This is a genomic window from Bradyrhizobium sp. BWA-3-5, assembly GCF_032917985.1.
Lineage (GTDB): Bacteria > Pseudomonadota > Alphaproteobacteria > Rhizobiales > Xanthobacteraceae > Bradyrhizobium.
Genome location: NZ_CP136626.1, coordinates 3,432,786 through 3,458,806, shown reverse-complemented (window position 1 = coordinate 3,458,806; position 26,021 = coordinate 3,432,786). Strand labels below are relative to the sequence as shown.

Below are 26,021 nucleotides of genomic sequence, written 5' to 3'. Positions count from 1 at the left end.
CGTAGGGCATTAGGTTTAATGTTGCAACTACACAAGGCTGTGATCATTCGAGGAGCCCGTCATGGTGAAACGCACCAGCTTCGAGCGTGACGATTGCCCGATTGCGCGCTCACTGGACGCGCTCGGCGATTGGTGGTCGATGCTGATCATTCGCGAAGCGCTGTTTGGCGTCCGCCGCTTTGGGGAATTCCAGAAGAAGCTTGGGCTCGCCAAGAACATCCTCACGGTGCGCCTGCGCGCGCTGGTCGATCAGGGCATCCTCAAGACGGCGCCCGCCTCCGACGGCAGTGCCTATCAGGAATATCTGTTGACGCCGAAGGGCCGCGGCGTCTTTCCGATCCTGGTCGCCTTGCGGCAATGGAGCGAGGAATTCGACGCCCACCCGGAAGAGATCGCCACCATCCTGGTCGACAAGGAAAACGGCCGCCCGGTTCGCAAGCTCGAACTCCATGCGCAGGACGGGCGGCTGTTGAGCGCGGCGGATATCGCGCTGAAACCGAGGCCGGCGGGGAGGCAAGCCAGACGCGCGACGGCGTAGGCTGGATCTTCTCCCTCTCCCCGTTCTTACGGGGAGAGGGTTGGGGTGAGGGGCTATCTCCGCGCGCTCCATGCCAGCGAGTATTTGGAAGCAGCCCCTCTCCCCGACCCTCTCCCCGCGAAAGAGCGGGGAGAGGGAGAAGACGACGGCGCGCATCCGGATTGACCTCTCACGACAGCTTGTGCTTGCTTCGGGTACGCAGGCGCTCTTCCGCTTCGAGCTGCGCCATGCCAAGCAAATGGGTGAGCACCTCGAGCCGGTGGCGCTCGGCCAGCTTGACCAGTTCGGCAACGGTTTCGGCAATGAAGGCCACGGCCTCATCGGGGCCGCCTTCCTCACCTCGTTCGGGCACTTCGGTTGGCGAGTCCGGTTTCTTGCCTGAAGCCTTACGCTTCCGGCCGCCAGCAGCTTTGCTCAAAAAATTTGCATCCCAAGATACAAAGTATGACCAAGAAATAGCCCCTTTGAAGTCGCAACTCTAGGGCGTATTTCGCAACTCACTAGATATTAAGTCGCGCCAAAAAGTTCCCGCGCAGCATTTGCTGATTTGACAGGGGCCGCCTCACCACCCATGTTCGGGTCCAAACGGTGGGCCGCGAGTCTCGTGGAACCCGCCTTTATCTTTTCCCGTAAGCCCTTGGAATGACATGAATATCGTCATCGTGGAGTCGCCGGCGAAAGCCAAGACGATCAATAAGTATTTGGGCGCCTCCTACGAGGTTCTGGCCTCGTTCGGCCATGTCCGCGACCTCCCCGCCAAAAATGGTTCCGTCGACCCGGAGGCCAATTTCCAGATGATCTGGGAGGTGGATCCGAAGGCGGCCGGCCGACTCAACGACATCGCCAAGGCGCTGAAGGGCGCCGACCGACTGATTCTCGCAACCGACCCTGATCGCGAGGGTGAGGCGATCTCCTGGCATGTGCTGGAGGTGATGAAGGAGAAGCGCGCGCTAAAAGATCAGAAGATCGAGCGCGTCGTGTTCAACGCCATCACCAAGCAGGCCGTGACCGACGCGATGAAGGCGCCGCGCCAGATCGATGGCGCGCTGGTCGACGCCTACATGGCGCGCCGCGCGCTGGATTATCTGGTCGGCTTCACGCTGTCGCCTGTGCTGTGGCGCAAGCTGCCGGGCGCACGCTCGGCGGGCCGCGTGCAGTCGGTGGCGCTGCGGCTGGTCTGCGACCGCGAGCTCGAAATTGAAAAATTCGTCCCGCGCGAATACTGGTCGCTGGTGGTGACGCTGACCACGCCGCGCGGCGACGCGTTTGAGGCCCGCCTCGTCGGCGCCGATGGCAAGAAGATCCAGCGCCTCGACATTGGGTCCGGCGCCGAGGCCGAAGACCTCAAGAAAGCCATTGAAGCCGCCAGCTTCACCGTCTCGACCGTCGAAGCAAAACCCGCGCGGCGCAATCCGCAGGCGCCCTTCACCACCTCGACGCTGCAGCAGGAGGCCAGCCGCAAGCTCGGCTTTGCGCCGGCGCACACCATGCGGATCGCGCAGCGGCTCTATGAGGGCATCGATATCGGCGGCGAGACCACCGGCCTAATCACCTATATGCGAACCGACGGCGTGCAGATCGATCCCTCCGCGATCACGCAGGCGCGCAAGGTGATCGGCGATGATTACGGCAAGGCCTATGTGCCGGACGCCCCGCGCCAGTACCAGGCCAAGGCCAAGAACGCGCAGGAAGCGCACGAAGCGATCCGCCCGACCGACCTGTCGCGCCGCCCCGCCGACATGCGCCGCCGCCTCGATCCCGACCAAGCCAGGCTTTACGAACTGATCTGGATTCGCACCATCGCGAGCCAGATGGAATCGGCCGAACTCGAACGCACCACCGTCGATATCGAAGCCAAGGCCGGCTCCCGCGTGCTGGAACTGCGCGCCTCGGGCCAGGTCATCAAGTTCGACGGCTTCCTCGCGCTGTACCAGGAAGGCCGCGACGACGAAGAGGATGAAGATTCACGCCGCCTGCCCGCCATGAGCCAGGGCGAACCCTTGAAGCGGCAGGATCTCGCCGTCACCCAGCATTTCACCGAACCGCCGCCGCGCTTCTCCGAGGCGTCGCTGGTCAAGCGGATGGAAGAACTCGGCATCGGCCGTCCCTCGACCTACGCCTCGATCCTGCAGGTGCTGAAGGACCGCGGTTACGTCAAGCTGGAGAAGAAGCGGCTGCATGGCGAGGACAAGGGCCGCGTCGTCGTCGCCTTCCTCGAAAACTTCTTCGCGCGCTATGTCGAGTATGATTTCACCGCGGCGCTGGAAGAGCAGCTCGACCGCATCTCCAACAACGAGATTTCCTGGCAGCAGGTGCTGCAGGATTTCTGGAAGGGCTTCATTGGCGCCGTCAACGACATCAAGGATCTGCGTGTTGCCGAGGTGCTGGATGCGCTCGACGACATGCTGGGGCCGCACATCTACCCACCGCGCGCGGATGGCGGCGATATCAGGCAGTGCCCGACCTGCGGCACCGGCCGTCTCAACCTGAAGGCCGGCAAGTTCGGCGCCTTTGTCGGCTGCTCGAACTATCCGGAATGCCGCTACACCCGGCCCTTGGCCGCTGATAGCGAAGCTAGCGCCGACCGCGTGCTCGGCAAGGACCCGGAGACCGATCTCGACGTGACGGTAAAGGCCGGCCGCTTCGGCCCGTACATCCAGCTCGGCGAGCAGAAGGACTATCCGGAAGGCGAAAAACCCAAGCGCGCTGGCATTCCGAAAAACATGTCGCCCGGCGACATGGAGCTGGATCTGGCGCTGAAGCTGCTGTCGCTGCCGCGCGAAATCGGCAAGCATCCGGAAACCGGCGAGCCGATCACCGCCGGCATTGGCCGCTTCGGCCCGTTCGTGCGGCACGAAAAGACCTATGCGAGCCTGGAAGCCGGCGACGAAGTGTTCGACATCGGCCTCAACCGCGCGGTGACGCTGATCGCCGAGAAGGTAGCCAAGGGTCCCAGCGGCCGCCGCTTCGGCGCCGACCCCGGCAAACCGCTTGGCGAGCATCCGAGCCTTGGCGGCGTTGCCGTGAAGAACGGCCGCTATGGCGCCTATGTCACCGCCGGCGGCGTCAACGCGACGATCCCGAGCGACAAGACGCCGGAGACGATCACGCTCGCCGAAGCCATCGCGCTGATCGACGAGCGTGCCGCCAAGGGTGGCGGCAAAATCAAGCGTGCAGCGAAGAAGGCGGCGCCGAAGAAGGCTGCCAAGACAACAGAAAAGTCGGCAGAGAAGCCGGCCGATCCGGATACGCCAAAGCCGGCCAAGAAAGCCGCGGCGAAGAAGGCTGCGGCAAAGCCGAAGTCGGATTCCGTCAGCAAGGCGCGCGCGCCGGTCGCGTCCGCCGCCAAGACGTCGGCGGCCAAGCCCGCCAAACCGTCCAAAACGCCCGCCAAGAAAAGCGCGGGCAAGGCCCGGGGATAAGTGAAGAAAACACACGACCATGGCTTTCCGAGCCGGGACGCCATCGTTGCCTATATCCGTGCCCATCCCGGCAAGATCGGCACCCGCGAGATCGCCCGCGAGTTCGGGCTGAAGAATGCCGACCGCGCCGAGCTCAAGCGCATGCTGCGCGAGCTTGCCGACGCCGGCACGATCGCAAAGCGCGGCCGGCGCATTCACGAGACGGCGGCCCTGCCCCCGACCGTGATCGCCGACATCACCGGCCGCGATACTGACGGCGAATTGCTCGCCGTCCCCACCGAATGGGACTCTGAAGAGAGCGGCGAGGCGCCAAAGATCCGCATCGAGGTCCCGCGGCGGGCAAAACCCGGCACGGCTGCCGGCGTCGGCGACCGCGCGTTGCTGCGGATCGAACAGGCCGAGGACGGCGACAACGCACCCTATCGCGGACGCGTCATCAAGGTGCTCGATCATGCCCGCACGCGCGTACTCGGCATTTTCCGCACAACCCCCACCGGCGGCGGCCGGCTCGTGCCCGTCGACAAGAAGCAGGCCGGGCGCGAGCTGAACATCGCACCGTCAGACACAGCCGGCGCCGAGGACGGCGACCTCGTTGCCGTCGATCTCATTCGCTCGCGCGGCTATGGGCTCGCCGCCGGTCGGGTCAAGGAGCGGCTCGGCTCGCTGTCGAGCGAAAAGGCGATCAGCCTGATCGCAATCCATGCCCATGACATTCCGCAGGCGTTCTCGCCTTCCGCGATACGTTTGGCCGAGGCGGCAGAGCCTGCGACGCTCAGGGGACGCGAGGACTGGCGCGACCTGCCGCTTGTCACCATCGATCCGCCCGACGCGAAGGATCATGACGACGCAGTACACGCCATCACCGATCCTGATCCGAACAACAAGGGCGGCTACATCGTCCACGTCGCGATCGCCGACGTTGCCTTCTACGTGCGGCCAGGCTCGGCGCTCGACCGTGACGCGCTGCTGCGCGGCAACTCGGTGTACTTCCCCGACCGCGTTGTGCCGATGTTGCCCGAGCGTATCTCCAACGATCTCTGCTCGCTGGTGCCGGGCGAGCCACGCGGCGCGCTCGCCGTGCGCCTCGTGATCGGCCCCGACGGCCGCAAGCGCTCGCACAGTTTTCATCGCGTGCTGATGCGCTCGGCTGCAAAACTGCATTACGCGCAGGCGCAGGCCGCGATCGATGGGCGGCCTGACGACACCACCGGCCCGCTGCTGGAGCCGATCCTCAAACCGCTCTACGCGGCCTATGGGCTTGCAAAACTCGCGCGCGATGAGCGCGATCCGCTCGATCTCGATCTGCCCGAACGAAAAATCCTCCTCAAGCCCGACGGCACCGTCGATCGCGTCATCGTGCCGGAGCGTCTCGACGCGCACCGGCTGATCGAGGAATTCATGATCCTCGCCAACGTCGCAGCGGCGGAAATGCTTGAAAAGAAGGGGTTGCCGCTTATCTACCGGGTGCATGACGAGCCGACGCAGGAGAAGGTTCACAACCTCCAGGAATTCCTGAAAACGCTCGATCTGCCGTTCGCGAAGAGTGGTGCCCTGCGCCCTTCTCTGTTCAACCGCGTGCTCGGCCAGGTCCGCGGCGAGGATTACGAGCCGCTGGTCAACGAGGTGGTGCTGCGCTCGCAGGCGCAGGCGGAATATTCGGCGGAGAATTACGGCCATTTCGGCCTCAACCTGCGCCGCTACGCACATTTCACGTCGCCGATCAGGCGATACGCCGACCTGATCGTGCATCGCGCACTGATCCGCAGCCTGGGCCTCGGCGAAGGTGCGTTGCCGGAGAGCGAGACGCTGGAAACCTTGAGTGAAGTCGCCGCGCAGATTTCGCTGACCGAACGCCGCGCCATGAAGGCGGAACGCGAGACCGCCGACCGGCTGATCGCGCATTTCCTCGCCGATCGCATCGGCGCGACGTTTCAAGGGCGGATTTCCGGCCTCACCCGCGCCGGGCTGTTTGTGAAGTTGTCCGATACCGGCGCCGACGGGCTGATCCCGATCCGAACGCTCGGCACGGAATATTTCAACTATGACGAGACACGCCATGCGCTCGTCGGCTCACGCAGCGGTGCCATGCACCGGCTGGGTGACGTTGTCGACGTGCGTCTGGTAGAAGCTGCACCGGTAGCCGGCGCGTTGCGGTTCGAGTTGCTGTCGGAAGGCAAGGTAGAAGGCAAGTTCATTCCGCGCGGCAGAAAACGCGACGGCACGAAAGTACTTACGAAATCGCGTCCGGGCCGCAGCCCGCGCGAGAAGGTTCGCAAAGCGCGCAAGGACAAGTCGGCCAAAACCAAGTCCGGCAAATCGAAGAAAGGCAAGTCATGGAAACGGTGAACACTGTGACGACAGTCTGGACCCGCGACACCGTGCAGGCCGAGAAGCGCGATGTCTGGAGCGCGATGAAGCGCGGCTTCCGCTGCCGCTGCCCGCGCTGCGGCGAAGGCAAGCTGTTTCGCGCCTTTCTGAAGACCGCTGACAATTGCGACAAATGCGGCCTCGATTTTTCCCCGCATCGCGCCGATGATCTGCCGGCCTATCTCGTCATCGTCATCGTCGGCCACATCGTGGTACCGGCGGCGCTGTGGATCGAGACCAACTATTCGCCGGCGGTGTGGCTGCAACTCGCGATGTATCTGCCGCTGACCTTCATCTCCTCGCTTGCGCTGCTGCAGCCGATTAAGGGTGCCGTGGTCGGATTCCAATGGGCGCTGCGCATGCATGGCTTTGACGAAAACGCACCTGCCGACATTCCTCCGGTCTAGCTGGAGCCGAGGCAACAAGAGCATAAAAATGGGGATGGAATGAGCGACGCTGCGACTGACATACAGGAAGGAAAAGAGGCCGATCACCATCCTTACTTTCGGCCGAAGGACGCAGCCACGCTGATCCTGATCGACCGCTCCGGCGCAAAGCCGAAGGTGCTGGTCGGCAAGCGCCACGACAAGGTCGTGTTCATGCCGGGCAAGTATGTCTTCCCTGGTGGCCGCGTCGACAAGTCAGACAATCGCGTGCCGGTCGCCGCTCCAATTTCACCCGAGCTCGAGGCCAACCTGCTCAAGGGCAGCCCGAAGATCACGCCATCGCGGGCGCGCGCGCTGGCGGTCGCTGCCATCCGGGAGGCCTGCGAGGAAACCGGCCTCTGTCTCGGCTGCAAGGTCGACAAGAAAGTGACGCTCGACGGCGCCTGGCAGCCGTTTGCCGAGGCAGGCCTGCTGCCCGATCCGTCCGGGCTGTTCCTGATCGCGCGCGCGATCACCCCGCCCGGCCGCGTCCGCCGCTTCGATACGCGCTTCTTCACCGCCGATGCATCGGCGATCGCCCACCGCGTCGAAGGCGTGATCCACGCCGATGCCGAACTGGTCGAGCTGGTATGGGTCGAGATCGGCTCGCAGCCGCTTGCCGACGCCCATGCCATGACCAAGAACGTGCTCGCCGAACTCGACCGCCGCCTCGCCACCGGCCCGCTCCGCCACGATGCGCCGGTGCCGTTCTTCCATTTCTACGGCGGCAAGATGCAGAAGGACGTGCTGGGGGCGTGAGGCCCCGCTCTCTCCCTGTCATTCCGAGCGGAGCGAAGCAATCCATCTTTCTCCGTGCAGAGGCATGGATTGCTTCGCTCCGCTCGCAATGACGGTATTAGCGCCGTCGAACTGTTCTCCCCTAGTCCCTTAAATTGCAAAATTCTTCTCGGCGCCGCCCGCTGGCGCCGCCCTCGGCCATCCCTATCTCTTTCCCAACAACAACAGCGACGGAAGCGGGGCGATGGCACAGCGGCAACTCAAGCTCGGCGCGTTCATGCGGCCGGTCTCCATTCACACCGGTGCATGGCGCTATCCTGGCGCCTGGCCTGACGCCAATTTCAATTTTCAGCATATCAAGCGGCTGATCCAGAAGCTGGAGGCCGGCAAATTCGACGCCTTCTTCATGGCCGATCATCTGGCCGTGCTGAACATGCCGATCAATGCGCTCAAGCGCAGCCACACCGTCACCTCGTTCGAGCCGTTCACGCTATTGTCGGCGCTGGCCGGCGCCACCGAGCATATCGGCCTGATCGCGACGGGATCGACGACCTTCGACGAGCCCTATCATGTCGCCCGCCGCTTCGCCTCGCTCGACCACATCTCGGGCGGCCGCGCCGGATGGAATATCGTCACCACCTCGAACCCGGATGCGGCGCTGAATTTCGGGCTCGACGACCACATGGAGCATGCCGAGCGCTACAAGCGGGCGCGCGAGTTCTATGACGTCGTCACCGGCCTGTGGGACTCTTTCGCCGACGACGCCTTTGTGCGTGACGTCGAGAGCGGGCTCTATTTCAATCCCGACAAAATGCATGTGCTCAATCACAAGGGCAAATATCTCTCGGTGCGCGGGCCGCTCAACATCGCCCGCCCGGTGCAGGGCTGGCCGCTGATCGTGCAGGCCGGCGCCTCCGAGGACGGCAAGCAGCTTGCGGCGGAAACGGCGGAGGCCGTGTTCACCGGCGGCGGCAGCCTCGCCGACGGACAGAAGCTGTATGCCGACATCAAGGGCCGCATGGAGAAGATCGGCCGCGATCCCGAGCATCTGAAGATCCTGCCCGGCGCCTTCGTCGTGGTCGGCGACAGCGTCGAAGAAGCCAAGGAGAAGCGCGCGCTGCTCGACAGCCGGGTGCATTACGACAGCGCCATCGCCTCGCTCTCGGTGCAGCTCGGCACCGACGCCTCCGGCTTCGATCCCGACGGGCAACTGCCGCCGATTCCGGAGACCAACGCCAGCAAGAGCGGCCGTCAGCGCCTCGTCGATCTCGCCGCGCGGGACAAGCTCACCGTGCGCCAGCTCGCGCAGCGTGTCGGCGGCTATGGCGGCCTCTCCTTTGTCGGTACGCCCAAAACCATCGCCGACCAGATGGAGGACTGGCTGACGAGCCGCGGCAGCGACGGTTTCAATATCATGTTCCCGTTCCTGCCCGCCGGGCTCGACGACTTCGTTGACAAGGTGATTCCGGAACTGCAGAAGCGCGGGATTTTCCGCAAAGAATACGAGGGCCGGACGCTGCGGGAGAATTTGGGGCTGCCGAGGCCGAAAAACCGGTTCTTTGAGGGTTAACGCGCGTATTCCGCAAAAGTGGACACCGGTTTTGCGATCAGAATACGCGCAAAAACATGGATTCTATCCCGGATCGGGGCGGTTTTTGCCCCGAAAACCTTGACTTTGGGCGATCAGAGGCTAGGTTGCCCGGCAAATGCAGGCCGGTTTGGCCGGCGCCTGACACCCCTATTTTGAGGTTCTGAACATGGCCAAAGCGGTCACCATCAAGGTCAAGCTCGTTTCCTCGGCGGACACCGGCTTCTATTACGTCGCCAAGAAGAATTCGCGCACCATGACCGACAAGCTGGTCAAGAAGAAGTACGACCCGGTCGCGCGCAAGCACGTCGAGTTCAAGGAAGCGAAGATCAAGTAACGTCGCAAGCCATTGCTGACGGTTTGAACGGGGCCTAGCGGCCCCGTTTTTGATTCCGTGCTCTGGTGCCCCGGACGCGGTGCAGCGCTTCTTCAGCGGTGCACCGCAGAGCCGGGACCCACACGGCGCCAAAAGATGGACCCCGGATCAGCAGCGCACCGCTTCGCGCTGCGCAGCGTCCAGGGAACGACCAGATCGATCACGCCGCCTGCATCTGCGGCGGCCGGCCCGGCCGGATCAGCGCGAACGCAACCTGGATGATGCCGCCGGCAAGGCCCAGCGTGACGCCGATGCGCCACGCCATGGTGTAGGAGCCGAGCGCGTCATAGAGCACCCCTCCGCCATAGGCGCCGAGGAAGCTGCCGATCTGGTGGCTCATGAAGGCGAGCCCCTGGATCATCGCCTGCCATTTCAGGCCGAACATTTCTGCCACCGCACCTGCGACCAGCGGGCCGACGCCCATCCAGAGGAAGCCCATGATGGCGCCGAACAATAGCGTGGTTGCCGGTGTCGGCGGCAGCGTGAAGTACCAGGCGAGCGCGAGCGAGCGCAGGATGTAGATGCCGCCGAGCAGCGCCAGCTTGTTCCAGCGCTGGCCGGCCCAGCCGAAGAAGATGCTGCCGAGCACGTTGAAGCCGCCGATCATGCCGAGCGTCTGCGCGCTCAGCATCGGATCCATGCCGCAGATCGCCAGATAAGACGGCAGATGCGTGGTGAGGAAGACGAGCTGCATGCCGCAGACGAAATAGGCCCCGGTCATCACCACAAAGGACGCATTGGAGAATGCCATCTTCGTCGCGACCGCCGCTGACGCATCGTCGATCTGATCGTCGGCGGGCTTAGGCAGCGGGATCCTATCTACTTTGCCCGCGTACCATGCGGCCGGAATCATCAGGAGCGACAGCACCACGAAGCCGACAAGGCCCATTCGCCAGCCATAGCCCTCATTAAGGATCTGCCCGATCGGCGCCGACAGCAGCGCGCCGAGCGATCCCACGCCCGAGACAAGGCCGAGCACGGTCGAGCGCACAGAGGCCGGCACCGCGCGGGCCGCAACCGACATCGCAATCGCCGCTGCAGTGCAGGCCAGCGACATGCCGATCAGGACTCCGCCGCCGATCATGACGCTGAGAAGCCCGTTTGCCCCTGCCATGAGCGCCAGCCCGGCGACATAGAGCAATGCGCCCACCACCATGACCGCGCGAAACCCGTAGCGCACCGTCAGCGCGCCGGCGAACGGCTGCAGAAAGCCCCAGGCGAGGTTCTGCACGGCAAGCGCCAGCGTGAAATCGGAAACCGAAATCCGGATGTCCTGCGTCAGCGGTTGCATGAAAAGGCCGAGCGATTGCCGCAGGCCCATGCTGATCGTCAGCATGACGGACGCTCCAATCAGAATCGGCAGCGTCGGACGCAGGATTTGCAGCAGGGCCATTGTTTTTGTTCTCCCGAAGGTGCGCGGTTCGAAAGCCGCGTTCTGCAATTGACATCTGAAATAGGTACACAGACCTGTGTACTTACGCTATAAGGGGGTACTGCTGTCAAGCTAACGGCGACCCGCGCATTCGCATGGCACCCCTGCCCGCCAAACCCGACATGAAGGACCGCATTCTCGAAACCGCGGACAGGCTGTTCTATCTGCAGGGAATTCGCGCTGTCGGCGTCGACACCATCGCGGCCGAAATCGGCATCAGCAAGCGTACGCTGTACAATCACTTTCCGTCGAAGGACGCGCTGATCTCGGCCTATCTGGCACGCCGATTCGTCGCCCCGCGCCCGTCGGACAAGTCGCCGGTGGACCAGATTCTCGGCACGTTCGATTCGCTGGAGCGGCGCTTTTCGGCCAAGGATTTTCGCGGCTGCCCCTTCGTCAACGCGGTCGCCGAGCTCGGCGAGGACCGCGCGGTCCGCAAGATCGCCGTCGCCTTCAAGGAAAGCCGTCGGCTCTGGTTTCGCGATCTCCTCGTGCAGCTCGGCGCCAGCGATGCCGACGCGCTGGCGACGCAGCTCGCCTTGCTCGTCGACGGCTCGATCGCGCAGGATCTCGTCCGCAACGATCCCGCGATGGCGCGCGCGGCCAAGGAAGCAGCGACGGTGCTGCTGAGGAATGCGGGGGTGAAGGTTGGCGGGAGCACGGCAAAGAAACGGCGGTAAGGACCGATCTCTTGAGGCTCGCTCCGCCGTCGTCCCTGCGAACCCATACGCCGTGGCTTTTCAATGGGCCGATGTGGTAGTTACCTTCCTACAACAACAAGCGCTGGTGGTTATGGTCCCCTGCTTTCGCAGGGACGACAGATAAGGCACGGCGACACGGGAGCGAAAATGGAAGACCTGAAAGTGACCGCCGATGGTTACGACTTCAAACCGGCCCGCGCGGCGATGCAGCGCTATATCGACAACAACCTGTTGTCCGGCATTTCCTGGGCGGTCATGGTCGGGCGCGAGCTCGCTAATGTGAACTGCGTCGGATGGGCCGACAAGGAAGCGCAGGTGCCGCTCCGCACCGACCATATCTTCCGCGTCTTTTCCAACACCAAGCTGATCACTTCCTGCGCGGTGCTGTTGCTGTTCGAGGACGGCAAGCTCAAGCTCGACGACCCCATCGAAAAATTTATTCCGCAGCTCGGAAATCGCATGGTGTTGCGGCCGGGCGCTACCGCGCTCGACGACACCGAGCCCGCGAAGGGTTCGATCACCATCCGTCATCTCCTGACCCACAGTTCGGGGCTGAGCTACGGCTTCTTCGATCCGGGCACGCTGATCTACAAGGCGCTCAATGACCGCGGCGTGCATGACCCGCGAACGACGCTGGCGCAGATGGTCGACGTGCTCGCCGACATGCCGCTGATCTATCATCCCGGCACGTCCTGGGAATATTCGCTCGCCACCGACGTGCTGTCGCGGCTGGTCGAGGTCGTCAGCGGCCAGAGTTTTGATAAATTCATCCATGCGCGCATCTTCGCTCCCCTCGGCATGGTCGACACTGGCTTTGTCGTGCCGGAAAAAGATCACGGACGGCTCGTTGCGTATTACGCCGGCGCCGACCTGATGGAGCCGATGAAACCGGGATTGACCCGGACCGACAACGCGCCATTTCCCGGCGCTTATCTGCGTCCGATCGCACGGCTCAGCGGCGGCGGCGGGCTGGTGTCGACGCTGCCTGACATGGTCGCTTTGATCCGCAGCCTGCTGCCCCGCGGGCCCACCCTGCTCAAGCCGGAAACGATTGCGCAGATGACGTCGAACCAATTGCCGGAGGGACAATGGATCCGCTTTGCGCTGCTGGGAGAACAACCCGGCAAGGGTTTTAGCCTCGCCGGCGGAATGATCCTGCAGCCTTCGCCGTTCGATCATCCCGATGCCGCGGGCGAACTTTATTGGGGCGGCGTCGCTGGCACGCAGTGGTGGATCTCGCCCAAGCGCAACATGGCCGGCGTGATGATGGCGCAGCGTCAGATGTCGTTCGTTCACCCGTTCTCGTTCGAGTTCAAGCGGCTGGCCTATGAGGCGGTGAAGCAGCACGCCGAAGGGATGCGCCCGTCGGCTTAAGCAGCCACACAATGGCCGTCATCACCCGCGCAGGCGGGTGACCCAGTATCCCAGAGACGTCAATGATTGATCCGAGAAGCCGCGGCGTACTGGGTCCCAGCTTCGCGGGGATGACAAACTGAGCAAGGCAGCGCTAGCTCGCGCTACAACTACGCCGCCGCGGAAACGACCCTGTTCCGACCGTCGTTCTTGGCACGATAGAGCGCGGTGTCAGCGCGCTTGAGGACGTCGGCGACCGGCTCGCCCTTGCGGTCGAGCGTTGCAAGGCCGATCGAGATCGTGACGTCGATCCGCTTGGTGCCCTTGTTGACGGCAAAGGTCTCGCTGGCGATCGAGCGGCGCAGGCGCTCGGCGATCAGGCCTGCGACCTGCATGTCGGTCTCCGGCATCACAATGACGAATTCCTCGCCGCCGTAGCGGCAGGCGAGATCGATGCCGCGGATCGACTTGCGGATGCGCACAGCGAATTCGCGCAGCACGTCGTCGCCTGCGTCATGGCCGTAGGTGTCGTTGATGGATTTGAAGTAGTCGATGTCGAGGATCATCAGCGAGAGCGGCTTGGCGCGGGTGGATGCCTGCTCGCCGAGCGTCGCAAGATGGCTCTCCATGTAGCGGCGGTTATGCAGCCCGGTCAGCGCGTCGGTGATCGCCATTTCGATCGAGTTCTGCACATTGTCGCGCAGGTGGTCGGTATAACGCCGCTTGCGGATCTGGGTGCGCGCCCGCGCCAGCAGTTCGTTCTTGTCGACCGGGCGCAGCAGATAGTCGTTGACGCCGATCTCCAGCCCGCGCAGCAGCCGCGCATTGTTGTCGGCATCTGATATCGCAAGGATCGGCAACTGGCGGGTGCGCTCAAGGGAGCGAGCCTGGCTGCATAGCCGCAGCCCGTCGTAATTTTCCAGGCTGAGGGAGACGATCAGGAGATCGTAATTGCCGTCGGCGGCGTGAAACAGCGCCTCGGCCGGATTGATCTCGACGTCGACGGTGTGCTCGGCTGCGAGGATCGGCGCCAGCCGCTCGTAGGACGACGGCCGGTCGTCAACCAAAAGGATGCGGCCGCCGACGCCCTTGTCGGCGATCGCGCTGCGCTCGGGCGCTTCCATGCCGATCTCGAGCGAGGTGATGGCGCGCATACGCAGCTCATCGGTCATCATCTTGAGCCGCGTCAGCGAGCGAACGCGCGCGATCAAAACGACGTCGGACACCGGCTTGGTTAGAAAGTCGTCGGCGCCGGCTTCCAGCCCGCGAACGCGATCAGCCGGGCTGTCCAGTGCGGTAACGATGACGACGGGAATGTAATGGGTGGCGGGGTTGGACTTCAGGCGGCGGCAGACCTCGAAGCCGTCCATGTCGGGCATCATGACATCGAGCAGGATGATGTCGCATTCGGAGCGCGAGCAGAGATCGAGCGCCTCGGCGCCGTTGGAAGCCGTCAGCACGTCGAAATATTCGGCCGACAGACGGGCTTCCAGCAGCTTGACGTTCGCTGGAACGTCGTCGACGACAAGGATACGCGCAGACATTGAAACTCCATTCCTACCCGATAAAACGCCGCACTGTTTCAATGAACTTGCCGACGGAAATTGGCTTCGACAGATACGCCTCGCAGCCGCCTTCGCGGATGCGCTCTTCGTCGCCCTTCATCGCGAAGGCGGTGACGGCGACCACCGGAATGGCGCGCAGCTCCGGATCGTCCTTGATCCAGCGCGTCACTTCGAGGCCCGACACCTGTGGAAGCTGGATGTCCATCAAAATCAGGTCGGGGCGCAGCTTGCGGACGAGATCAAGCGCCTCGAAACCGTTGCTGGTACCCGAGGTCTGATAGCCATGCGCCTCCAACAGGTCGCGAAAGAGCTTCATGTTAAGCTCGTTGTCCTCCACGATCAGGACGGTTTTTGCCATCCCGTCCCTCCCCTCATCTCAGGAAACAAGTCCGGCCTTCCAGTCCTTCGGCACCACCCCGGCTTGCCGAAAAGTGAATTCAAACTAGCGCCAGATTCGCTCTAAGCGGTTAAATCGATGCGCCAAGTTTTACGAAGCGGTCCGATTATTGAACACACCACGTAGACTCGGGCATGATGGTTCCAAATTAGAGCCCATAAGTTAACGGAAAGGCAAATCATCTGTTGAAAAAGCCTGTTCACAACCCACGCGAAGTAGCTGAAATCGTTGCGGTTCAGGCGCTGAGTTTCATCGCCGGCGACCCCGAGCGACTGGGGCTTTTTTTGGCCGAAACCGGCATCGGCCCGGAGACGCTGCGCACGGCGGCGGCGGACCCGCAATTTCTGGCCTCGGTGCTCGATTTCGTGCTGCGCGACGACGCCACTGTGAAGGCGTTTGCGGCCGCCTCGCAACTGCATCCGACGAACATCGCCGCCGCCCGGGAGGTCCTCGGCGACCCAGACTGGGAGCGCGACGTGCCGTGACCGCAGCCGCGCCCGCGCTCGATGGTCCGCGCGCTTTCTGCCGGGATTGTCTCGGCGACCTCGATATCAAGGCCAGGCGCTGCGGCACCTGCGGTTCCCCGCGCCTCGTCCGCCACCACGCCCTGCCCGCGCTGACGCTGGCGCATATCGATTGCGACGCGTTCTACGCCACGGTGGAGAAGCGCGACAATCCGGAACTTGCCGACCGGCCCGTGATCATCGGCGGCGGCAAGCGTGGCGTGGTGTCGGCCGCCTGCTACGTTTCGCGTACCTATGGCGTGCGGTCGGCGATGCCGATGTTCAAGGCGCTGGAGCTTTGCCCGCAGGCCGCCGTGATTCCGCCCGACATGCCGAAATATGTCCGCGTCGGCCGCGAGGTGCGCCGTGCCATGCAGACGCTGACCCCGCTCGTGGAACCGCTCTCGATCGATGAGGCGTTCCTCGATCTTTCCGGCACCCAGCGCGTCCACGGCATGATCCCGGCCAAGGTGCTGGCGCGCTTCGCCCGCGACGTCGAGCGCGACATCGGCATCACCGTGTCGGTCGGCCTGTCCTGCAACAAATTTTTAGCCAAGATCGCATCCGACCTCGACAAGCCGCGCGGCTTTGCCGCCCTCGACCAGGACGAGGCCAGAGAGATGCTGGCGGACAAGCCGGTTGGCTTCATCTACGGCGTCGGCCCGGCGACCCAGGAAAAGCTGCTGCAGCGGGGTTTTCGCAGCATCGCCGATCTGCAGCGCGCCGACGAGGTCGAACTGATGAAGCAGTTCGGCGGCGAAGGCCGAAGGCTGTGGCGGCTGGCGCGCGGCGTCGACGACCGCAGCGTGGTGCCGGACCGCGGCGCCAAGACGATCTCGAGCGAGACCACTTTTGAGACGGACATCCGGGATTTTGCGACGCTCGAACGATTGCTATGGCGGCTGTCAGAAAAAGTGTCATCGCGGTTGAAGAACGGCAATCTCGCCGGCTGCACCATCACGCTGAAGCTGAAGACCGCCGATTTCCGCCAGCGCACCCGCTCGCAATCGATCCAGGCGCCCACCCAGCTCGCCGCGAAGATCTTTGCGGTGTCGCGCGAGATGCTGGCGAAGGAGATCGACGGCACCGCCTTCCGCCTGATGGGCACCGGCGTCAGCGCCCTGCGCGAGGGATCGCGGACCGACGACAGCGACATGCTCGACCGCCGCTCTGCGCATGCCGAGCGCGCGATGGATGATTTGCGGAAGAAATTCGGCAATGCCGCGGTGATCCGGGGCATTGCGTATAAGGGGCCGGCGAAAGAGGAGACTGACGAGGAAGAGGAGTAGATCACTCTCTCCCCGTCATTGCGAGCGCAGCGAAGCAATCCACCTCACCGCCCGGGGATAGATGGATTGCTTCGTCGCTTCGCTTCTCGCAATGACGGAACGAACATCAATCGACGACGGCCACGGCCTCGATCTCGATCAGCCACTCCGGCGCCGCCAGCGCCGAGACGCCGACGAGCGTGCTCGCCGGCGGGTCCATGCCTTCAAAGAAGGCGGAGCGCGCCTTGCCGATGATGGGGCGAAGTTCCGGCTTGTAGCCGACGACGTAGGTGGTGATCTTGACGATATCGGCATAGGTCGCGCCGGCGGCTTTCAGCGCCAGGCCGATATTGGTCATCACCTGCGTGGTCTGCGCGGCGATATCGCCCTCGCCGACCACCCGTCCCTCCTCGTCTGTGGAGACCTGCCCCGAGAGATAGATCGTGCGCGCACCGGAAGCCGTAACGACGTGCGAGTAAGCCGGATTGTTGTGAAGTCCGCTCGGTCGAAGTTTCTCGATCTTGCTCATGTTTGCGCCTTCCTGACATGCATGATGAGCGGCAAGCCTATCCGGGTCCGGCGCTCTCGGCCAGCGCTCTCGAACAGACTAATCGATGGGAAGCTGAGCGCATCCTAGAGCCTGATTAGGTAGGTCGTTTACTCATAAATCACGAAGCTCGGCGAGGGCATATTTGATGTCCGCTTGGCCCACAGCAGCGGCACAAAAGCGGACATCGCTGGAGGTCCGACAAGGGCTAGGACCACACATAGTTCGGGAAATCCTGTTCCAAGAGCACGCGGGGCCGGCTGCCATGCCCCGCACCGTGGCCGTGTCGCGGGCATGCGCATAGGGGAATTGGTGTTGGGTCTAAATGCTGTTTTAATGATGAACGGGGATCGCCATTTTGGTACGTGCGCAATGACTGGAACTGCCTTGAACGTTGTGTCCTTCCTGTTTCTCGGCTTCTTCCTCGGGATGCGGCATGCGACCGACGCTGACCACGTGGTCGCCATTGCCACGATCGTCAGTCGCGAGCGCAGCATGGCGGGCTCGGCGCTGATCGGCGCCGCCTGGGGCATCGGGCACACCATGACGGTGATGGCGGTTGGCGCAGCGATCATCGTGTTCGGGGTCGTGATCCCGCCAAAGGTCGGTCTGTCGATGGAGTTCGCCGTCGGCATCATGCTGGTCCTGCTCGGCATTCTCACCTTGACCGGGATGGGCCGGGCGGTCGGCGCTGCCCATGCCCATGCGGATATCCCCGGCGGACATACCCACGACCTTCACGATCACCTGCATGCGCATGGCGACTATGTGCACACGCACCCACACGGTCATGACTCGGATGCGCACGGGCACGCCGAAGACCAGACGCCGCTGGCGCGGCTGGACCGCAGTGCGTTTGGGCGAATGGCGTTCTATCAGTGGCTGCGACCGTTTGTGGTCGGCCTCGTGCACGGTCTTGCAGGATCGGCCGCCGCGGCCCTGATGGTGCTGTCCATCATCCGCGAACCGGTCGCAGCGCTTGGCTATCTGCTGCTGTTCGGGCTCGGCACTGTGGTCGGTATGATGCTGATCACGCTGATCTTGTCAGCGCCGTTCGCGCTCACCGCCGTCAATTTGCCGAAATTCAATTGGCGGCTCCGTGTGGCGTCGGGCCTGATCAGCTTCGTCTTCGGAGTGATCCTGATCTATGCCATCGGCTTTGCCGAGGGCGGCCTGTTCACCGACGCGCCGAGTTGGGAACCGCACTGACGGCTGGCGCACGACTGGTGACCAACGGCAACATGCGTTTCCGCAAGACCTGTTTCGGTTGACCGTCGCGGAAACCGAGAGGTACAGTGTCGCAACTACAAAGAATGGAGGATGCGCCATTCGGACGATCGGCATGCCCGGTAGGCGGCCGTTGTTGCTGGTCGGCGTCGTTGTGGCGCTCGCGGCAACCACCGGTGCCGCGTGGCTGCACGAGATACGGCCGCGGTCGGTGGCGGAACCTACGGCGCAAACCAGCGGAGCACGAGCCGAGAAAACCCAGCCGCCGGCATTGACCGCCGACGAGGAACGCTTCGCGACAGAATTGTGGGCCCTCCACCGGGAGGCAACCCGGTCGGCGGTAGCGATGAGCTTTGCCGGCATCTCCTATCAGACCGATGATCGGGACCCACGCGCGTTCGCGCGAAAGATCGAGCCGCTGGCGAAATTCTTCAATGCCGCCGAAACGCGGGTCCGCACCATGAATGCGCCGCCGTCGCTGTCCGGGACGCAGGCGCAATATGTCAGCGCCATGGCGCTCTACGCCAATGCCGCTGCCGAAATACTTAAATTCACGGAGGATGGCGACGCGCAACGTCTCGGCGAAGCCCACCGCATGGATCTGAAGGCCTCCGAAGACATGCTGCGCGTCGGCGAAGTGCTGTGGCCGGGACAATACAAGCCGCATTGAAGCGTTTCGGCTGAAGTGGAGGCCAGTTCGCATCGAGACAAGATAAGGCCATCGAATCGCAGGAGAAGAGACCAGCGCAGTCCAATCTCAATCGGAAAAGCTCAAAGAAGCTGCAGGGAGGAAGACGATGAGAAAGCGTGCGTTACGAACCCGTCCGTTCGCGTGGGCCGCAATGATGGCGGGGCTGGCGTGCCTGTTCAGCGCGGCTGCACAGGCCCAGCAACCGGTCTGTTCGGCATGGCTGATCGAGAGCAGCCGTTTCATGAACGTCCCGTTCGGATCGTTCATGCCGGATCGTGCTTTCGTGCCCGGCAGCACCAAGCCGGAGAGCAACATTCCGAGCGTCGATCTCCCAGTCAACATCGGCGTGATCAAGTGCGGCAACGAGTTGATCCTGTATGATACCGGCTGGAAGCAGCAGGACTATCTGAAGATGACCGGGTCGGAGCACTGGGCTCCGCTGCCGGACCAGTTGAAGGTTCTCGGCTTGAATGCCGCCGATGTCACCAAGGTAGTGATCGGCCACGCCCACTGGGATCACGCCGGCCAACTGTCCGACCTGCCTAATGCCGTACTCTACGTCCAGCGCGAGGAACTCAAGGCGATCGAGTGGGCGCTCAACTATCCAGAGCCGCACATTCGGGCGATCAACTCCGATCCGGGCGGCTGCAATCGTACGCCTGCTTGCGGCTACATGCCGCTCACCGTCGAGGAAGTCTACGGCAAGGTGCTGAAGGGCAAGGCGGTGATCGTCGACGGCGAGATGGAGATCCTGCCGGGCGTGCGGATTCATCCGGCGTTCCGCGCCCATACCGCTGGCTCGCAGCTGCTCGAGGTGCCGACCAGCATCGGCAAGGTGGTGTTCGGCTCGGATGCGTTCTCGTCCTACGAGGGCATCCGCGACTGGATGACGGCGAACGTGCAGCAGACCGACACGGTCCAGCAGTTTCTCTCCTACGAGAAGTGCTACAAGATCACCGGCGGATACAACAACTGCGTCGCCGCCCACGAGCCGCTGAGCTACACCGACAAATATCCGCTGACGAAGAATTCCTGGGTCGCGTTGAACGGCGGACGGATGGCCGAACTTGCGCTGGCGCCGGGTGAGAAATCGCGCAAGCCATGAATGGTGTGCTCGGGGTGGGACCAGCCTTCCCACCCCGACCGCCTCTTATTGAAGCTGGAAAAAACCAGATCGGGTTGCGCCAGTTGGCCCTATGGGTGCGTCGGTTGGCGTTCGTGCTCGCCTGCACGCTGTTCTTGCTGCCCGGCAGTGCGTCGTCGCATGATGCGAGCAGCTATGGCGGCGTGTTTCGTTCCCGCGATCTCGGCGCGGCTTGGCTCAATGCGGATGTCGGTCTGTTTCTCAATGCTGCGCTCGTCATTGCTGTCGATCCACGCGATTCATCGCACCTGGTGGTCGGTACCGATCTCGGTATCCTGAGTTCGCGCAACGGCGGGCGCAGCTGGGTGCCGGAGGGGCGCGACGTCATCATCGGCGCGGTATTTGCGCTCGCCTTCTCGCCGGACGGTGAACTGGCCATGTGTGCGGCCACCAGCGGCGTTTTTCTTCGTGACCAGAACGGCTGGCGGCGCGCCGAAGCGCCTTCTTCCGCGATCCCTGCGCGGGCGCTGGTCGCGGGGGCAGCGAAGGATCACTTCTATCTGCTCGGCCGCAGCCGGCTGTTCGCGAGCCAGGATGGCGGCCGCAGCTTTGCCGTCGTGCCCGGATTGTCGCAAACGAGCGAGATGACGGCGCTGGTGGCGATCCCGGGACCGGCCGAACTTCTGGCGGCCGTGATCGACGGCCGGGCGATGATCAGCGACGATGGAGGGCGCAACTGGCGCAATACCGGTTTTGGCGGCGCGGATGCGCCGGTCGACATGATCGCGGCCGATGCGACGCGGCCGCAACGCATCTGGGCGGCGGCCGGCGGCCGGATCGTCGTCAGCGATAACCTCGGCGCCGATTGGCATCCCATCGGACGTTCGCTCCCTCTGGCGGGAGCGAGGGTGCGCGGCATCGCGGCGAGCGCCGACGCAACCACACTCGTGGTCTCGTCCGATCGTGGCGTCTATCGCAGCGAGGACGGCGGTCAAACCTGGGCGCCAAAAGAAGACAACCTTCCTATCCATATCGAGGCCGGGCCGCTCGCCCGCGATCCGAACGATGCGGGTGTGATCTACGCGGTGTTCTCACTGATGCCCTATGCCGAAGTCTGGCGCACGGCCGTCGAAGGCGGCAACCTGCTGGCGCGCATCGACACGATCAGCCTCGCCGGCGGGCTCTCGTTCTGTGTGCTGATGCTGATCGGCGGCCTTCTCGCGGCGCGGCACCTATCGCGCCTGCGCACCACCACACATTCGCCGCGATGATCCGCGCATGGCCACTGATGCTGCGAATATCAGCCGCGGTGCTCGGCATCGCGGTGTTGGCTGGAGTAGCGTTTCTCATGATGCGCGCCGTGCCGGTGCAAAAATTTGTCGAGTACCGCATGAGCGAGCCGCAGGATGCGCCGATCGCGATTGCGGCGGGCGCCGACGGCAGCATTTGGTTCACCATCGACCATGCCGATGCGATCGGCCGTCTGCGCGACGGCCGCGTCGAGCGGCTGCCGACGGTAAACCGCAACGTCGAGCCGCTTGGCCTGGCGGTCGCGGCCGACGGCAGCGCCTGGTACACCGACCCCGCCGGACGCGCCATCGCGCGCCTCAGCAGCGCCGGCGAGATCGCGCGGTTTGCGTTGGACACCCCGATTGCGCGCCCCGGGCGACTGACGCTCGCGCCCGACGGCGCGGCCTGGTTCGCCGAGCCGACCGGCTATGGCGTGACCCGGCTGAAGGACGGCGTTTTTACCCGCCACCAGATCGATTCCGCACGCGGTGGACCCTATGGGATCGCCGCGTCGGCCGACGGCGCCATATGGGCGACGCTGCAGAACGGCAACCAGCTGCTCAATCTCGCCGCCGACGGGACCAGCAGGACAATCGATCTCCCGCGCCGCGGCGCCGTACCGACCGATGTTGCCGTCGGCTCCGACGGATCGGTGTGGTTTCTGCAGTTCCGCGCCAATCGCATCGGGCGCTTCAAGGATGGACAATTCTGGGATGTCGAGGCGGCTCGCGAAAATGCAGGCCTCAGCGGCATTGCCGTATCTCCCAACGGTGACGTCTGGTTCGGCATGATGCGCAGCGCAAGCCTCGGGCGGTTGCGCGACGGCCGCATCACGGCCTTTGCGCTTCCCCGCGACAACGCCCGGCCGTTCAGTGTTGCGGTCGATCGCGACGGCAATGTCTGGTACGCCGACATTAGCGGATATGTCGGCATGCTGCCGGCCAGCTATGCGGGTGCACGGTAGCAGTGGATTGGATTTGGAGTTTCTATGGTACTCGCGGCAAACCCAGTAGGATGTGCCGCTAGGTGGTGCGAACTACGGAATCAGCCCGCCGGCAGCGCTGCCAGCTCGGACACGGCGCGGATGGTCAGCACCACGCCCATGCCGACGATCAGCAGGCTGGTGCCGATCTGGAGGCGGATCATCCAGATGCTGGCCAGCCAGTCGAGCACCTTCTCGCCGACCTTCGCGGCAACGATGCCGACCACCACGAGTGTTGCCGCGAAGCCGAGGCTGAACATTAAGACGGTGACTAGGCCTAGCATGACTTTTCCGCTCGACAGCGCGCCGAGCAGCAGCGCGAGCGCGGCTGGATCGGGGAGCAGGCCGCCCGCAATACCCAGCGCCAGCAGCACTGGCAGTTTCGGACGGTTTTCGGCCACGACATCCAGCCGGTGGGCGTGGACCTTGCCGTATCCGTGGCTGTGCCAGACCACAGGCTCGCCGTGCCCATGGCCAGGCGGGTGGTCGTGAGCCGCGTCATGCGCGTGGTCGTGAGCATGGCCCTGCGCATGAGCATCCGCTCGATTGGCGACATCGCCTGGCTCGCCCATCGCGAGCGCCACCAGATCGCGCTGCGTCCACAACATCCATAGGCCGAGCACGATCACCAGGATGCCGACCGCGGCCGCCAGGTAGGCTTCGATGCGCTGCGGCCGGAGCCAGGTCGAGCCGAGTGAGGCGAGCACGCCGACCAGCACGATTCCGCTGGTGTGGGACAGCGTCACGAAAATTCCCAGGATCACCGCATCGATCGGCTTGCCGCGCGCGCCAACGATGTAGGCGGCCGCGATCGTTTTGCCGTGCCCCGGCGTCGCCGCATGCGCGGCACCCGCCCAGAAACTCGAAACGAAGAAGAACAGGAGTTCCCGCATTGAGGCAACCGTCAGTTGGCCGGCTACGGCCGTGGGATTTGCCACTTTAACTCGGTCAAGAATCCCATCAAGGCGGCCAAGAGACTTTGGGTGTCACTGGCCCTTGTCTAACAACAGCCCGTTTCGGTCGTTGTCCGCTCCAGCAAACTGGCCCCGGCAAGTTATGCCGGAAGGACATTCCTACATTCGCGGACCGAGCCAACTTCCGCGTTGGGTCACAAGCGGCGGTCGAAAGATCGCTCATGCGAAGTCCAGGCCGCGATTTCCGGGTGACCATGCTTGCGGTATAGGCTGGCAGTTTTCTTCATCAGAGCGTGCGGGAACCCGCACATTCCTCCCACGGCCATCCGGAAGGCCGGACCACAGCTTGAGGGCGTGCCGGCGATATGCGAATGGCTTCTAGCCGACAAGCGACCACAGTCACGTCGCTTCGCTCCGCCTCCCTGTCATATGGCCCAGCAGATCCATCGGCAGCGGAAACACCACGGTCGAGGATCGCTCGCCGGCAATGTCGTGCAACGCCGCGAAATAGCGTAACTGCATCGCCTGCGGCTCCCGCGCCAGCGTTCGACCAGCTTCGACGAGCTTCTCGGCGGCTTGCTGCTCGCCCATTGCGTTGATCACTTTGGCGCGCCGCAGCCGCTCCGCCTCCGCCTGCTTGGCAATTGCGCGCACCATGGTTTCATTAAGATCGATATCCTTGATCTCGACGGTGGTGACCTTGATGCCCCAGACGTCGGTCTGCTGATCGAGGATCTCCTGGACATCGGCATTGAGCCGGTCCCGTTCGGCGAGCATCTCGTCCAACTCGTGCTTGCCGAGCACCGAGCGCAGCGTGGTCTGCGCCAGCTGGCTGGTCGCGGCCATGTAATCGCCGACCTTGATGATCGCGCGCTCGGGATCGATGATGCGGAAGTAGAGAACTGCGTTGACCTTGACCGAAACGTTGTCACGCGAAATCACGTCCTGCGGCGGTACCACCTGTACCATCACCCTGAGATCAGCCTTCACCATCTGCTGCACGACCGGAATCAGGATAATCAGTCCCGGCCCCTTCACGCCGGTGAACCGGCCGAGCGTGAACACGACGCCTCGCTCGTATTCCCTGAGGATGCGAATGGCCGAGGACAGAAACAGGACTACGAGCACCGCGAGCGTCGCATAAGTCAAATAATCAAGCATCATCACGTACCTCCTTTGCGGGCGGTACCGGTCGGCGCCGTACCACCAGCGTCAAATCCACGATGTTGGCAACCTCGACGACTTCTCCGGGCTTGAAGGCTTCGCTGCCGCGCGCCTGCCAACGCTCACCATGGGCGAAGACATGGCCTTCGCTCCCGAACCAGTCGAGGATTTCGGCTGACAGCCCGCGCATGGCTTGAGCGCCGAGCCGGACAGGACCTTTTCGGGCACGTCGAAGCGAGCTGAGAACCGCCAGAAGCAGACTCACGAACAGCGTGGCTGCGATGCCGATCACCGGCCATGACAGCCGGAAACCGGGCGCTTCGAGCTCGAACAGCATCACCGCACCGAGCACGAATGCGATGATCCCGCCGAGACCGAGAACCACAGTCGGGTTGTAGACTTCGATGACCAGGAGCGTGATCCCCAACAGGATCAGGGCGAGACCCGCATAGTTGACGGGCAGCATATTGAGTGCATAGAGGCCCAACAGCAAACAGATCGTGCCGATCACACCGGGCGCAACCGTACCAGGCGAGGAAAACTCGAAAATCAGCCCGTAGATGCCGACCAGCATGAGAATGAAGGCAATGTTGGGATCGGTAATCACCCTCAGAAATTGCGAGATCCATCCGGGCTCGATCGCTTCACGCGTGGCATCGACGGTCGCCAGACGCCGCGTCCCGCCACCTGCAATCTCGACCGCGCGACCATCGATTTGCGCGAGCAGTTCGGCCTGGTCGCGTGCAACGAGGTCGATGACTTTCTCCTGCAATGCGGCTTTGGCGGAAAGGCTGGCGGCTTCCCGCACCGCCTTCTCCGCCCAATCGGCATTACGGCCGCGTAGCTCGGCAAGACTGCGGATCAAGGCGACGGCGTCGTTGGTTGCCTTCGCGGTCATGGCATCCTTCGTCTTCGGCTTCTGCTCGCCGCCGTCCTTCTTGTCCTTGTCGCTCTTTTCGGGGGTAGCGTCCGGCAGGCCCGGCAGCGGGCCGCCAATCTGCACCGGCGTCGCCGCTCCGAGATTGGTCCCCGGCGCCATGGCCGCGATATGCGTGGCGTAGAGGATATAGGTTCCGGCGCTGGCCGCATGGGCTCCGGAGGGCGCAACGTAACCGACGACGGGGACGCGCGAGGCCAGCACGTCTGTAATGATCTCGCGCATGCTGGTTGAGAGACCACCCGGCGTATTCATGCGCAGGACGACAACCTCGGCACGGCGTTCGCTTGCCTTGGTCAGCGCGTCCCTGACGTATCGGGCCGTCGCCGGCCCGATCGCTCCATCGACCGAGATGGTCAGCGCAAGCTTACCGTTGCTCTCACCCGCCGGGGCAGCAAGCGGGGAGACCAAGAGAGCAACCGCCGCAGCGGCCGCGACAAGAGCCGTCTGTACGTTCTGCACAGCAAAGACTCCCTTATCAGACGGATATGGGGGCCTCTCGTAAGATCTCA

Annotated in this window: 25 protein-coding genes; 16 read left to right on the top strand and 9 right to left on the bottom strand. The window is 63.6% G+C overall.

Annotated features, from left to right (window positions below):
• Positions 1-61: 61 nt before the first annotated feature.
• Positions 62-538 (top strand): helix-turn-helix domain-containing protein, encoded by a 477-nt coding sequence (locus RX331_RS16635; protein ID WP_317257555.1) that lies wholly within the window; start codon positions 62-64, stop codon positions 536-538.
• A gap of 169 nt (positions 539-707) precedes the next feature.
• On the opposite strand, the gene RX331_RS16630 is transcribed toward RX331_RS16635, so the two are convergent.
• Positions 708-956 carry a hypothetical protein gene (locus RX331_RS16630; protein ID WP_410708231.1) on the bottom strand — a complete coding sequence of 83 codons (249 nt, stop codon included), beginning with the start codon at positions 954-956 and terminating at the stop codon, positions 708-710.
• A 229-nt stretch (positions 957-1,185) separates the two neighbouring features.
• Between RX331_RS16630 and topA the strand changes: the two genes are divergently transcribed.
• The 6 genes from topA (at position 1,186) to rpmG (ending at position 9,415) form a co-directional block, all read left to right on the top strand.
• On the top strand, positions 1,186-3,960 hold the full coding sequence (gene topA, locus RX331_RS16625) for a type I DNA topoisomerase (RefSeq protein ID WP_317257554.1): 2,775 nt from the start codon (positions 1,186-1,188) through the stop codon (positions 3,958-3,960).
• Positions 3,961-6,306 carry a ribonuclease R gene (rnr, locus tag RX331_RS16620; protein WP_317257553.1) on the top strand — a complete coding sequence of 782 codons (2,346 nt, stop codon included), beginning with the start codon at positions 3,961-3,963 and terminating at the stop codon, positions 6,304-6,306.
• Complete coding sequence (locus RX331_RS16615; protein ID WP_317257552.1) at positions 6,294-6,734, top strand: DUF983 domain-containing protein; 441 nt, start codon at positions 6,294-6,296, stop codon at positions 6,732-6,734. Before rnr ends, RX331_RS16615 begins: the two co-directional genes overlap by 13 nt.
• A gap of 39 nt (positions 6,735-6,773) precedes the next feature.
• On the top strand, positions 6,774-7,511 hold the full coding sequence (locus RX331_RS16610; RefSeq protein WP_317257551.1) for an NUDIX domain-containing protein: 738 nt from the start codon (positions 6,774-6,776) through the stop codon (positions 7,509-7,511).
• Positions 7,512-7,734: 223 nt separating this feature from the next.
• Positions 7,735-9,060 carry an LLM class flavin-dependent oxidoreductase gene (locus RX331_RS16605; RefSeq protein WP_317257550.1) on the top strand — a complete coding sequence of 442 codons (1,326 nt, stop codon included), beginning with the start codon at positions 7,735-7,737 and terminating at the stop codon, positions 9,058-9,060.
• 187 nt (positions 9,061-9,247) lie between these two features.
• Entirely contained in the window at positions 9,248-9,415 is a 168-nt protein-coding gene (gene rpmG, locus RX331_RS16600) for a 50S ribosomal protein L33 (RefSeq protein ID WP_057756569.1), read from the top strand.
• 199 nt (positions 9,416-9,614) lie between these two features.
• Here the strand turns inward: rpmG and RX331_RS16595 are convergent, their stop codons facing one another.
• On the bottom strand, positions 9,615-10,847 hold the full coding sequence (locus RX331_RS16595) for an MFS transporter (RefSeq protein WP_317257549.1): 1,233 nt from the start codon (positions 10,845-10,847) through the stop codon (positions 9,615-9,617).
• A gap of 134 nt (positions 10,848-10,981) precedes the next feature.
• Here RX331_RS16595 and RX331_RS16590 point away from each other — a divergent pair, with 134 nt between their 5' ends.
• The gene (locus RX331_RS16590) at positions 10,982-11,566 is read left to right on the top strand and encodes a TetR/AcrR family transcriptional regulator (RefSeq protein WP_317257548.1); all 585 of its coding nucleotides are present in this window, start codon (positions 10,982-10,984) and stop codon (positions 11,564-11,566) included.
• A gap of 168 nt (positions 11,567-11,734) precedes the next feature.
• The gene (locus RX331_RS16585) at positions 11,735-12,961 is read left to right on the top strand and encodes a serine hydrolase domain-containing protein (protein WP_317257547.1); all 1,227 of its coding nucleotides are present in this window, start codon (positions 11,735-11,737) and stop codon (positions 12,959-12,961) included.
• A gap of 149 nt (positions 12,962-13,110) precedes the next feature.
• Here the strand turns inward: RX331_RS16585 and RX331_RS16580 are convergent, their stop codons facing one another.
• Positions 13,111-14,484 carry a PleD family two-component system response regulator gene (locus tag RX331_RS16580; protein ID WP_317257546.1) on the bottom strand — a complete coding sequence of 458 codons (1,374 nt, stop codon included), beginning with the start codon at positions 14,482-14,484 and terminating at the stop codon, positions 13,111-13,113.
• Positions 14,485-14,497: 13 nt separating this feature from the next.
• The gene (locus tag RX331_RS16575) at positions 14,498-14,863 is read right to left on the bottom strand and encodes a response regulator (protein ID WP_027538546.1); all 366 of its coding nucleotides are present in this window, start codon (positions 14,861-14,863) and stop codon (positions 14,498-14,500) included.
• Positions 14,864-15,087: 224 nt separating this feature from the next.
• Here RX331_RS16575 and RX331_RS16570 point away from each other — a divergent pair, with 224 nt between their 5' ends.
• Positions 15,088-15,387 (top strand): DUF3572 domain-containing protein, encoded by a 300-nt coding sequence (locus RX331_RS16570; protein WP_317257545.1) that lies wholly within the window; start codon positions 15,088-15,090, stop codon positions 15,385-15,387.
• Positions 15,384-16,694, top strand: a complete 1,311-nt coding sequence (locus tag RX331_RS16565; RefSeq protein ID WP_317257544.1) for a DNA polymerase IV — start codon at positions 15,384-15,386, stop codon at positions 16,692-16,694. Before RX331_RS16570 ends, RX331_RS16565 begins: the two co-directional genes overlap by 4 nt.
• 106 nt (positions 16,695-16,800) lie before the next feature.
• On the opposite strand, the gene RX331_RS16560 is transcribed toward RX331_RS16565, so the two are convergent.
• Entirely contained in the window at positions 16,801-17,202 is a 402-nt protein-coding gene (locus RX331_RS16560; RefSeq protein WP_317257543.1) for a RidA family protein, read from the bottom strand.
• Between the two features lie 405 nt (positions 17,203-17,607).
• On the opposite strand from RX331_RS16560, the gene RX331_RS16555 reads away from it, so the two are divergent.
• Positions 17,608-18,429, top strand: a complete 822-nt coding sequence (locus RX331_RS16555; RefSeq protein ID WP_317257542.1) for a hypothetical protein — start codon at positions 17,608-17,610, stop codon at positions 18,427-18,429.
• A gap of 133 nt (positions 18,430-18,562) precedes the next feature.
• Positions 18,563-19,117, top strand: a complete 555-nt coding sequence (locus RX331_RS16550; RefSeq protein ID WP_317257541.1) for a hypothetical protein — start codon at positions 18,563-18,565, stop codon at positions 19,115-19,117.
• Between the two features lie 87 nt (positions 19,118-19,204).
• On the opposite strand, the gene RX331_RS16545 is transcribed toward RX331_RS16550, so the two are convergent.
• On the bottom strand, positions 19,205-19,405 hold the full coding sequence (locus tag RX331_RS16545) for a hypothetical protein (protein ID WP_317257540.1): 201 nt from the start codon (positions 19,403-19,405) through the stop codon (positions 19,205-19,207).
• Between RX331_RS16545 and RX331_RS16540 the strand changes: the two genes are divergently transcribed.
• The 3 genes from RX331_RS16540 to RX331_RS16530 all read left to right on the top strand — a co-directional run bounded on the left by RX331_RS16540 (position 19,404) and on the right by RX331_RS16530 (position 22,476).
• A complete protein-coding gene (locus RX331_RS16540) occupies positions 19,404-20,243 on the top strand; it encodes an MBL fold metallo-hydrolase (protein WP_317257539.1) in 840 nt (279 codons plus the stop codon). The genes RX331_RS16545 and RX331_RS16540 overlap by 2 nt on opposite strands.
• Before the next feature lie 104 nt (positions 20,244-20,347).
• Positions 20,348-21,493 carry a hypothetical protein gene (locus RX331_RS16535; RefSeq protein ID WP_317257538.1) on the top strand — a complete coding sequence of 382 codons (1,146 nt, stop codon included), beginning with the start codon at positions 20,348-20,350 and terminating at the stop codon, positions 21,491-21,493.
• A gap of 17 nt (positions 21,494-21,510) precedes the next feature.
• Positions 21,511-22,476: a hypothetical protein gene (locus tag RX331_RS16530; RefSeq protein ID WP_317257537.1), complete on the top strand. Its 966-nt coding sequence runs from the start codon at positions 21,511-21,513 to the stop codon at positions 22,474-22,476.
• A gap of 80 nt (positions 22,477-22,556) precedes the next feature.
• Here the strand turns inward: RX331_RS16530 and RX331_RS16525 are convergent, their stop codons facing one another.
• The 3 genes from RX331_RS16525 to RX331_RS16515 form a co-directional block, all read right to left on the bottom strand.
• Entirely contained in the window at positions 22,557-23,432 is an 876-nt protein-coding gene (locus RX331_RS16525) for a hypothetical protein (RefSeq protein ID WP_317257536.1), read from the bottom strand.
• 375 nt (positions 23,433-23,807) lie between these two features.
• The gene (locus RX331_RS16520; protein ID WP_317257535.1) at positions 23,808-24,572 is read right to left on the bottom strand and encodes a slipin family protein; all 765 of its coding nucleotides are present in this window, start codon (positions 24,570-24,572) and stop codon (positions 23,808-23,810) included.
• Positions 24,562-25,971, bottom strand: coding sequence for a nodulation protein NfeD (locus tag RX331_RS16515; RefSeq protein ID WP_317257534.1), 1,410 nt, complete (start codon positions 25,969-25,971; stop codon positions 24,562-24,564). Before RX331_RS16515 ends, RX331_RS16520 begins: the two co-directional genes overlap by 11 nt.
• Between the last annotated feature and the right edge of the window lie 50 nt (positions 25,972-26,021).